The sequence below is a fragment of the Vreelandella zhaodongensis genome (assembly GCF_013415115.1).
Classification (GTDB): Bacteria; Pseudomonadota; Gammaproteobacteria; order Pseudomonadales; family Halomonadaceae; genus Vreelandella; species Vreelandella zhaodongensis.
In genome coordinates this window covers 13,121-23,454 of the sequence record NZ_JACCDD010000003.1, presented here as the reverse complement: position 1 = coordinate 23,454, position 10,334 = coordinate 13,121, and the positions used below count along the sequence as shown (strand labels likewise).

The window sequence follows — 10,334 nt, the reverse complement described above, 5'->3', positions numbered from 1 at the left end:
GCTGTTATACGATGATAAGCTCGCATCCGAAGGCGATGGTTAAGATGGCAATATCGATTTGGTAGCCAACGACTTCTGCAAGCCGTTAAAAGGAGAAAGGCATGACACATGTGGTGATTACCGGTACAGGACTCTTCACGCCGGAACACGCCATTGATAACGCGTCGTTGGTGGAAGCATTTAATGCATGGGTAGATACTCAAAATGCTGACTATGCTGAAGAAATCGCGCGTGGTGAGCGAGTGCCACTCGCGCATTCCAGTAGTGAGTTTATTGAAAAAGCCTCAGGTATTAAAAGCCGCTATGTATTAGACGCATCGGGAATTCTTGACCCAGCGCGTATGCGGCCTAAACTGCCTTTGCGTGGTAACGATGAACCGTCGATTCAGTGCGAAATGGCTACCCAGGCTGCGCACCAAGCGCTGGCTAACGCCAAAGTTGATCCAGGTGATATTGAGCTGGTCATTGTGGCGTGCTCGAACCTGGAGCGTGCATACCCCGCTTTGGCGGTAGAAGTGCAGCAAGCGCTTGGCACAGGCGGCTACGGGTTTGATATGAACGTCGCCTGTAGCTCTGCCACGTTTGCTCTGGAAACCGCAGCTAATGCGATTGCGTCTGGTAGCGTAAAGCGGGCGTTGATAGTAAACCCCGAAATCTGTTCAGCGCACCTTAACTTTACAGATCGCGACAGCCACTTTATTTTTGGCGATGCATGTACCGCGATGGTGCTTGAAAACAGTGATTGCGCTGTCGCTGAAGAGCGATTCGAAGTGCTGGGAACCCGCTTGGTGACCAAGTTCTCTAATGCTATTCGTAATAACGCTGGCTTTTTAAATCGCGTCACGGATAGCGATCCTCTGGCGTTAGATAAACTGTTTGTACAAGAGGGGCGCCGGGTATTCCGTGAGGTTTGTCCGATGGTAGCTCAGTTGATTCTGAACCACCTCGCCTCCTTGGAGCTGTCTGGCAGTGATTTGAAGCGTATGTGGTTGCATCAGGCTAATCAGCATATGAATGATCTGATTGCGAGGAAAGTGCTGGGTGCTGAGCCGAGTAAAACACAAGCGCCAATTATTCTTGATCGTTACGCTAATACTAGCTCAGCTGGTTCGATCATCGCGTTTCACCTCCACAGAGAGAACTTAGTGGAGGGGGATATTGGTGTCATTTGCTCATTTGGCGCAGGCTACAGCGCAGGTAGTGTCGTGGTGCGCCGTCAATAGCTGTCACTTTTTTAGGTTGCTCTATACGTTGTTGTTTTTGAAGTGTTTCGTTGAAAGCAAGTGTCACCCAGGTTCACAGAGGAAGTATCATGCGTAGGTTCTTAGTAAAGCAAAAAGACGCCTTCAGTGCGCGTTCCAAGATATTACCTCTGTTGCTGCTCATTGTTTTCAGCCTGGGGGGGTGTGCTAGCACGGGGGCGAATGTTGCTGAACAGGAAGCCCACCCTGAAGATCCTTGGGAAGGCTTCAACCGCCGCGTCTTTACGTTTAATGACGTCGTCGATCGCTATACACTGAAGCCAGTTGCTAGAGGGTATCAAACAGTGACGCCTGCCCCGGTAAGAACTGGCGTTGGCAACTTTTTTTCCAACCTGGGCGAAGTGCGCACGGCTATAAATAGTTTGCTTCAGGGTAAGCCTGCTAACGCAGGATTGGCCACCTCACGATTCTTGATTAACTCCACCGTAGGCGTAGGCGGTCTGCTGGACTATGCCACGCTAATGGAAATTACTGCTGATAAAGAAGACTTCGGACAAACGCTGGCCGTGTGGGGTTGGGAAGATTCTCGGTATCTGGTGTTACCATTACTTGGCCCTAGCACACTGAGGGACGCAACCGGGCTGCCGGTTGATATTGCTGCTCATCCCATTACCTATATCGATGATCAAGCGTGGCGGGCGGGCTTGGCAGCGTTAGATATTGTGCATATTCGTGCAGGATTGCTTTCTCAAGAAGAGCTGATTCGTGGTGACCGTTACCGGTTTATCCGTGATGCCTACTTACAACGTCGTCAGTTTGAAATTAATGACGGTGAGCTTGGGGACGACCCGTTTGCCATGGATGATTTTGACTTCGACGATACCGATTTTGGTGACGACGATTTCGCCGATTGAGGCTTAATATGGATCATTCCAAGCAGTTGATCGCGGTAATCGATGAGCCGGGGCCGGAACGTGATGCGCTTGCAGAGGCAATCACATGCCATGGCTTGTCGGTGTTTGCAGCTGAAGATATCGTGGATCTTCCCGATGATACTGCGCTCATTGTTGCCCATGCCAGGGCCGTGCCGCGACAGCAATGGACGCAACTCACGCATCATCTTCCCACACTGGTGGTTAGTGACTCTCGGCAAGATGCTGATCTAATAGAGGCAGTCGATGTTGGGTTGGTGGACTATATTGTGCATCCGCTGCGTCATGTTGAGCTGCTGCGTAGGATGATTCGTAAAGCCATTGAGCTACATAGGCTTGCCCAAGAGCGTGATCGTGATCGAGAGCGTTTGGCTGAGCTCAACGAAAGCTTAGAGACTCATTTGGCTCTGTTGCGCATGGATCAGCAGAGTGGTGGGCACATTCAGCGACGTTTGCTGCCTGCTCACCCTAAAGTAATCAGCGGTGTGTACTACGATTACTGGTTTGCGCCTTCGCTGTATTTATCGGGAGATTTTCTCGACTATCAGCGCTTTAACGATCGCTATAGCGCGTTCTATTTCGCTGATGTCTCTGGTCACGGTGCGTCGTCTGCGTTTGTGACAGTGCTGCTCAAGTATCTTTGCAACCGGTGGCTCAATGAGTGGGATGGCCAAGCGCCTGAGCGCTTGGCACCTAACTGGTTGGCTGCTTTAAATCGAGAGTTACAAGATACTGATATTGGTAAGCACGCGACCTTGTTTGTTGGTGTCATTGACCATGAGGCGCATACACTGCACTATTCGCTCGGTGCGCAGCTTCCTATGCCTCTATTGGTCGCTGATGGTAAGCTAGTGCGCTTAGAAGGTGAAGGAATGCCAGTAGGTCTTTTTCCTGATGTAGAGTATCCTTCGCTCAGCTGTGCTTTACCGGCCAATTTTCATTTGTGGCTGTGTTCAGACGGTGTATTGGAATGCTTGCCGGGTAAGACGCTCGACACGCGGCTCAAGGAACTTGAGCAACTAGTAAGCGAAAGTGTCACGCTTGAGCAGTTGCGCGACCGGCTAGCCAACACCAACTCGCTTCTTATCGAAGGCGACGCGGATGATGAGGCGAACCAAGACCGCGATGCTTTACCCGATGACCTGACAATCATGATGGTGAGCGGATTTGGTCATGCTGATTGAAGAGGGCCGCATTAAAGCGGCGTTCGATTCCGGTGTTTTTGTTTTAAAATTATGTGGCGATGTGCGCCTAACGCTTTGCGCCACGCTTGATACTCAAGCTCAGCGCCTTGCTGAAACACCTGGGCTAACCGCGGTAATGATAGACCTGCGTGAAGCGACTAACGTCGATTCAACAGCGCTTGGCTTTCTTGCCAAAGTAGCGATGGCTGTAAAAGGGCGGTTGGAACACCCACCTACGATTATTGCTGACAACCCAGATGTTCGGCAGATGCTAGATGTTATGGGGTTCGCACGTTTTTTTACCCTGATGGAAGCACCACTGCAGCAAACGTCGAAATTGAGTTCGGCATTAGAAGACGTCCCTGCCGAGCCAGCGGACGAAGAAGATTTACGTGAGCGCATTTTAGAAGCTCACCGAATTTTGATGCATATGAATGAGCATAACCGCGAGCAGTTTCAGCCGTTGGTGGAGATGCTAGAAGCACAAAATTCGACGACTCACTAACGCGTTGTATTGAGATGTCTCCATTATAAAAGCCCTCTACGGATGTGATTCCTAGAGGGCTTTTGAGACTGTGCACGTTAGTCGTTGCGTAGCGTGCTGAGCAACTCTTCGAGCTTGCGTTGGTCGGCCATAAACTTGCGAATACCTTCTGCAAGTTTGTCAGTGGCCATCTCGTCTTCATTCATGGCCCAGCGGAAATCTGGCTGTGTCAACGCTGCATCTGCCGAGCTGCTGGTGCCCATTGGTGTTAGCTGTTGCGGAAGGTCCCCCTGCAGTTCGTCGAGCTCGTTTAACAGCGCTGGCGAAATCGTTAGTCGATCGCAGCCTGCTAATGCCTGAATTTCTCCGATGTTTCTGAAGCTTGCTCCCATCACGATAGTGGGGTAGCCATGACCTTTGTAGTAGTCATAAATACGTTTAACTGACTGCACGCCTGGGTCGTTTGCACCGCTAAAATCAGCGCTAGGGTCTTTTGCTTTATGCCAGTCAAGAATTCGGCCCACGAACGGTGAAATAAGCGTGGCACCTGCATCCGCACAGGCCTGCGCCTGGGCAAAGCCAAATAACAGCGTTAAGTTAGTGCGAATACCGTCGCGCTCAAGCTGACGAGCGGCTTGGATACCTTCCCAGGTCGATGCCATTTTGATCAAAATGCGCTCAGCGCCAACGCCGTGCTCAGCGTATCGCTCAATCAATGAGTGTGCTTTGGCAATGGTTGCATCTCGATCAAACGATAACCGGGCGCTCACCTCTGTTGAGACATAACCGGGTACCAGTTTGCTGATTTCACTGCCGATATCTACAGCGACGCGATCGACTGCTTCTTCAAGGTCAGTGCTATCCCTAGCGATGCTAGCGAGTTTTGCCCGACGCTCTTGCTGCTGGGCAGCCTGCAAGATTAGTGATGGGTTCGTAGTGGCATCCTGTGGCTGAAAGCGGCGAATAGCCTCAAGGTCGCCGGTATCAGCGACAACCGTGGTCATTTCTTTTAACTGGGTCAGTAGGCTGGTGGCCATGCATCGCTCCTTGTTATCACTGAGATAGTTGTCATTGGGCTACTTTAGCAAGGGCATCGCGCGGCGAACAGAGACCGACAAACGATTTAAAATCGATTATAATTAGCGGCCTATCTATTTGGCGGTGTCGTCCGCTGTCCAACGTCCATTTCAAGGATGCTTATGGAACTTAATCCTCGTCGGGTGGCGCTATTGGTGGCGGCCAATACAGCGCTTGCACCTTTCGCGATAGATGCCTACTTACCTGCGATGGGGATACTGGCAGAAAGTATCAACGCGAGTATCCATCATACTGAACTCTCTATCAGTATGTTTTTATTTGGGTTCGCAATAGGTCAGCTGTGCTTTGGGCCGCTATCGGACAGGATTGGTCGTAAGCCCGTTTTGCTCGGTGGTTTGGTGGTATTTATGCTTGCCAGCCTGATGATTACCACCGTCGATAGCCTCACGTCACTGTTGGTTTGGCGGTTTATTCAAGCGCTGGGAGGTGGTGCCTGTGTCGTCAACTCGGCGGCAATTGTGCGCGACTGCTTTAGCGGGCGAGAGGCTGCCAGAGTTATGTCGACAATGGCGATGATCATGATGATTGCGCCATTAGTGGCTCCAGCGGTGGGAAGTTTACTGCTATACATTGCCGGATGGTGGCTGATTTTTGTGTTCCTGGCAGTCTATGCAGCGTTTTTGCTCTGGTTGCTGGGTACCCTGTTACCGGAAACTCGCGATACTAGCTTACCTGCGGCCTCACCGCGTCAAGTAGTGCGCAATTACGCAAGCGTGTTACGTCACCGTGAAGGAATGGGGTATATCTGCGCGGTAGCGGCATCGTTTGCTGGGTTGTTTGCATTTGTAACGGCATCGCCTTTTCTCTATTTAGACTACTTTTCACTTTCACCCGGTATTTATCCCGTGGTGTTTGGCGTCAACGTCATCATGATTGCGCTGTCTAATCGGGTGAATATCCACTTGCTACGCCATCGCTCACCTCAGCAAAATCTACGATTAGGTCTATCGATTCAGCTGGTAGCGGCGATTGGTTTGGTGCTGGCCACTGCATTGAATATTGCATCGCTTTATGTGGTGGTGCCATTGGTTATGCTGTTCACCGGTATGATTGGCTTGATCACACCGAATGCCATCTCTTCGTTGTTGGATCATTTTGGCCATATGAGTGCCACAGCGACTGCGTTATTGGGCGGTATTCAGTTTAGTTGTGGTGCGCTCGCAGGTTTAATGGTGGGACTCTTTGAAGTTGAGCACCTATGGCCAATGGTGCTGACAATGCTGGCGGCCGCGTTGCTTGGCAATATTGGTGTACGTCAACTAACCCAAGACCCGTTAGCGCCGTGATGGCCCTAATAGACAGCCCTCATATTTCGTGCTTATCGCTAACCTGAGCCTACTCATGGCTTGGCTAAAAGATGAATTGCTTTGTGGTGTTGCATGCACTGTAGCGATCGAGCGCTTGGCATAGTACTTCTGCTTAAAATTATCAAAAATTTCACGCTGTCATATTTCTGCAATCGTCTGTGTGCAAACTCTGCGTTGTGACAGGTCATCAGGCCTAATTGTCCGAGAAGTGAATACTTAACGGATTTTAAATCAGAGGGGAATATGACGATGAACGTATCAAAAAAGGCGTTAGGTGTTGCGATAGCTGCTGCTCTATCAGCAAGTGTTTCCACTGCCGCAACTGCGCGTGAAACGGTTCAAATCGCTGGTTCTTCTACGGTGCTGCCATTTTCTAGCATCGTTGCAGAAGAGTTTGGTAACACTTACTCCCAGTTCAATACCCCTGTTGTTGGTTCTGGTGGCTCAGGTGGTGGTTTGCGTCAGTTCTGCCAGGGAGTGGGTGAAAACACCATCGATATCGCCAACTCTTCACGTGCTATTCGTGGTGGCGAGGTTGCCAACTGCAACGAAAACGGCGTGAGTGAAATACTTGAAGTGATGTTCGGTTATGACGGCATTGTATTCGCTTCGCGTATTGATCGTGCTGAATTTGAGTTAACGCCCGAATATGTGTTTAAAGCTGCCGCTGCACAGGTAGTTGTTGATGGTGAGTTGGTTGATAACCCCTACACTCGCTGGTCTGACGTTGACAGTAGCCTCCCTGACCAAGAAATTGTGCTGGTCATTCCTGCCTCAAACCACGGTACTCGCGAAGTTTTTGAAGAAAAAGTGATCCACATTGGCTGTGAAAGCGTTGCCGAAGTTGAAGGTGATGCCTGTAATAATCTGCGCGGTGATGGTCGGATTGTGGAAATTGCTGGTGACTATACCGAGACGCTAGCCCGCCTTGATGCTCAAGCAGATGCCGTAGGTGTATTTGGCTTGAGCTTTTACGATCAAAACCGCGACCGTTTACAAGTTGCCACTGTCGATGGTGTAAGTCCTAGCTTAGAAACCATTGGTTCTGGTGAGTACCCCGTTTCTCGTCCACTGTTTTTCTATGTGAAGGGCGAGCATCTGGATGTTATCCCAGGTTTAGCTGAGTACACCGAGTTCTTCTTGAACGAGATGGTGTCTGGCTATGGAAGTCTATTAGAAGATGCTGGCTTGATTCCAATGGATGAAGAAGAGCGCGGCCAAGTGCTTGAGCAGTTCCAAGCACGCACGGTCGTTAGCCCTGAGTAAGCCACAAGCTTATTTGCCGCAAGGCCTCGTTAGTTGAATGAACTCGCCAGCATCAAGTGCTTGATGCTGGCGTTTAAATGCAGGAAATCGAAGGCGGAGAAATAATGAGCAACCTTGCCTTGATAGCCACACTGCTGCTGATAATGGCCTTGGCATACCATCTCGGGCTGACTCGCAGTCGCGCAGTGGCGGCAGAGCATGATGTAAGAATGCATTCGCGTCCTGGTTATTACGGAGCGCTTGTGGCGCTGTGGTGTGGCTTGCCAGCGCTCACTTTGTTTTTATTATGGTCTTTTTTAGCGCCTCAATTGATCGATATGCTGGTAACGCAGCAGTTGCCCATTGACTTGGTCGCTGGCATGAGTGACCGCGAGTTAGCGACATTCTTGCGACGAGTGACGGCACTGGCAAATGAGCGAAGCGTATCTGGCGGTGGAACACCAGAAGAACTTGCTGCTGCGGCTCATATGGCAAGGCTACAAACGTTTGAGAATTTAAGTTTAGTTGCGCTGATGGCTGTTTGTGCTGTCACTGGTTTGGTATTCGCGCGGCGCAATATCTCCCCTCAGTGGCGCGCGCGTAACCAAGTAGAACGAGTCATTACGATCGCATTGGCGGCTAGTTCTGCTGTAGCAATCTTCACAACGGTAGGTATTGTGCTATCGATGCTTGGAGAGGCCCTAAAGTTTTTCAGCTTTATTAGTCCCGCTGAGTTCTTTCTGGGCACTACCTGGAATCCTCGTTTTAGCACCTCTGGAACCGATGCGCAGGGTGAGTTCGGTTTGCTGCCTTTGCTTTGGGGCACAATGATGGTTAGCGCCATTGCGCTGCTAATTGCTATCCCAGTTGGGTTAATGACGGCTATTTACATGGCAGAGTATGCGCCCTCCTGGTTGCGCAACGTGGCGAAGCCCATTATTGAAATTTTGGCGGGTATTCCGACCATCGTTTATGGCTTCTTTGCATTGATCGTTATTGGGCCATTTTTATCCAGCGTTGGCGATCTCGTTGGTATCAACATCCGTACAACTAGCGCGTTGACCGCAGGTTTAGTGATGGGAATCATGATTATTCCTTTTGTCTCATCCCTTTCTGACGACATTATTACTCAAGTGCCCAAGTCGCTGCGTGATGGGGCGTTGGGGCTAGGTGCCACCAAGTCGGAAACGATCCGTCAGGTTGTTTTGCCCGCAGCGTTGCCCGGCATTGTGGGTGCTTTTTTGCTAGCGGCAAGTCGAGCTATCGGTGAAACCATGATTGTGGTGCTCGCTGCAGGTAATAATCCCGTGCTGCATGCAAATCCCTTTGAAGCGATATCAACGATTACGGTGACAATTGTCAATCAGCTCACCGGGGATATGGATTTTGCCAGTCCACAATCGTTAGTGGCATTTGCCTTGGGTCTCACGTTATTCGTCATCACGTTAGGTTTAAATGTCATTGCACTGGTTATAGTGCGTAAATACCGCCAGCAATACGAGTAAGCGACTATGTCTATAACGATTGAGCAGCGTCGCCAGCATCGGCTTATGACGATTGAAAAATCGCTGTCGACACGGCACCGCAAAGAGAGACGTTTTCGCCGCCTAGGTTTAGCTGCGGTGATTGTCGGCATGACGTTGGTTGCTACTTTGTTTGCCAGTATCCTAATGCGCGGCTTGCCCGCATTTTGGCAAGCAACTTTCTATATGGAGCTTTACTTTGACCCTGAGGTTATTCAGGTAGAAGACAAACCCCAGCAGGCTAGTGGAGAGAGCCAGGCCGAATTTAATCAGCGCTTTGCTGCCTGGCAGACCCAGGTAGGGTTAGTAAACTGGCAGTCGCTCATTGATGCCGCGCTACAAGAGACGCTTGATGAGGAGATAGAGCCGCGCCAGTTGAGAGACCTGCGTGCGCTGCTTTCCTCCAATGAGCGTTTTACACTGCGTAATAAGTTTGTAGAGGATCCATCACTGCTTGGCCAAACAATCGAAGTTAAAATGCTGGCGAGCGCTAATGTAGATGTATGGATTAAAGGCAATATAGATCGTGATTTGGCCGATGCACGCCAGCAGTTGAGTGCGCAAACGCGGGCATGGGCTGATCAGCTTTACGATGCAGGAGTGATTCGCAATGCTTTCAGCACGTCACTGTTTTTAAATACTGACTCCCGTAGTGCCCCCGCTTCTGCAGGTCTTGCAGGTGCGTTCATGGGATCATTATTTATGATGGTGATCGTGATTGCGCTCTCAGTGCCACTTGGTGTTGCCAGTGCAGTTTATTTAGAAGAGTTTGCTCCGAAAAATCGCTTAACTGATATTATTGAAATTAATATCAATAACTTGGCGGCTGTGCCGTCCATCGTATTTGGTTTATTAGGAGCCTCTATTTTTATTGGCTATCTGGGGCTACCGCTATCTGCGCCGTTAGTTGGGGGGTTAGTGCTCACGCTAATGACCCTTCCGACCATTATCATTGCAACCCGCGCGTCGCTTAGGTCCATTCCACCGTCAATCCGTCAAGCCGCGTTAGGCATTGGTGCATCGAAGGTGCAAACAGTATTTCACCATGTGTTGCCTATCGCACTACCTGGCATCTTAACAGGGTCAATATTAGGCGTGGCTCAAGCGCTAGGTGAAACCGCTCCTCTGTTGTTAATCGGTATGAACGCGTTTGTCGCGAATGTGCCTAGTACGCCGTTTGAGCAATCAGCTGCTCTGCCAGTGCAAATATATCTATGGCAGGGCAATGAGCTGCGTAATTTCTTCGAAGCTCGCACTTCAGCAGCCATCATTGTACTACTGGCACTAATGCTGAGCCTTAACGCGTTAGCGATTTGGTTGCGTAAAAAATTCGAGACGAGGTGGTAAGTGAATACTTCA

General features: G+C 50.1%; 9 protein-coding genes. 8 read left to right on the top strand and 1 reads right to left on the bottom strand.

What is annotated here, in order from left to right:
* Positions 1-101: 101 nt before the first annotated feature.
* The 4 genes from HZS79_RS06575 to HZS79_RS06560 all read left to right on the top strand — a co-directional run bounded on the left by HZS79_RS06575 (position 102) and on the right by HZS79_RS06560 (position 3,823).
* On the top strand, positions 102-1,223 hold the full coding sequence (locus HZS79_RS06575) for a beta-ketoacyl-ACP synthase III (protein ID WP_179927394.1): 1,122 nt from the start codon (positions 102-104) through the stop codon (positions 1,221-1,223).
* A gap of 89 nt (positions 1,224-1,312) precedes the next feature.
* Positions 1,313-2,116: an MlaA family lipoprotein gene (locus tag HZS79_RS06570; RefSeq protein WP_179927393.1), complete on the top strand. Its 804-nt coding sequence runs from the start codon at positions 1,313-1,315 to the stop codon at positions 2,114-2,116.
* A gap of 8 nt (positions 2,117-2,124) precedes the next feature.
* On the top strand, positions 2,125-3,318 hold the full coding sequence (locus tag HZS79_RS06565) for a PP2C family protein-serine/threonine phosphatase (RefSeq protein WP_162219766.1): 1,194 nt from the start codon (positions 2,125-2,127) through the stop codon (positions 3,316-3,318).
* On the top strand, positions 3,308-3,823 hold the full coding sequence (locus HZS79_RS06560) for an STAS domain-containing protein (protein ID WP_162219765.1): 516 nt from the start codon (positions 3,308-3,310) through the stop codon (positions 3,821-3,823). Before HZS79_RS06565 ends, HZS79_RS06560 begins: the two co-directional genes overlap by 11 nt.
* 77 nt (positions 3,824-3,900) lie before the next feature.
* Here HZS79_RS06560 and tal read toward each other — a convergent pair whose 3' ends face one another.
* Positions 3,901-4,839 carry a transaldolase gene (gene tal, locus HZS79_RS06555; protein WP_179927392.1) on the bottom strand — a complete coding sequence of 313 codons (939 nt, stop codon included), beginning with the start codon at positions 4,837-4,839 and terminating at the stop codon, positions 3,901-3,903.
* Between the two features lie 162 nt (positions 4,840-5,001).
* Between tal and HZS79_RS06550 the strand changes: the two genes are divergently transcribed.
* From HZS79_RS06550 to pstA, 4 genes are all read left to right on the top strand, one after another.
* Positions 5,002-6,186, top strand: coding sequence for a Bcr/CflA family multidrug efflux MFS transporter (locus tag HZS79_RS06550; protein ID WP_179927391.1), 1,185 nt, complete (start codon positions 5,002-5,004; stop codon positions 6,184-6,186).
* Between the two features lie 270 nt (positions 6,187-6,456).
* Entirely contained in the window at positions 6,457-7,473 is a 1,017-nt protein-coding gene (locus HZS79_RS06545) for a substrate-binding domain-containing protein (protein WP_179927390.1), read from the top strand.
* A 104-nt stretch (positions 7,474-7,577) separates the two neighbouring features.
* A complete protein-coding gene (gene pstC, locus HZS79_RS06540) occupies positions 7,578-8,957 on the top strand; it encodes a phosphate ABC transporter permease subunit PstC (protein WP_179927389.1) in 1,380 nt (459 codons plus the stop codon).
* 6 nt (positions 8,958-8,963) lie between these two features.
* The gene (pstA, locus tag HZS79_RS06535; RefSeq protein ID WP_179927388.1) at positions 8,964-10,322 is read left to right on the top strand and encodes a phosphate ABC transporter permease PstA; all 1,359 of its coding nucleotides are present in this window, start codon (positions 8,964-8,966) and stop codon (positions 10,320-10,322) included.
* Positions 10,323-10,334: the final 12 nt, after the last annotated feature.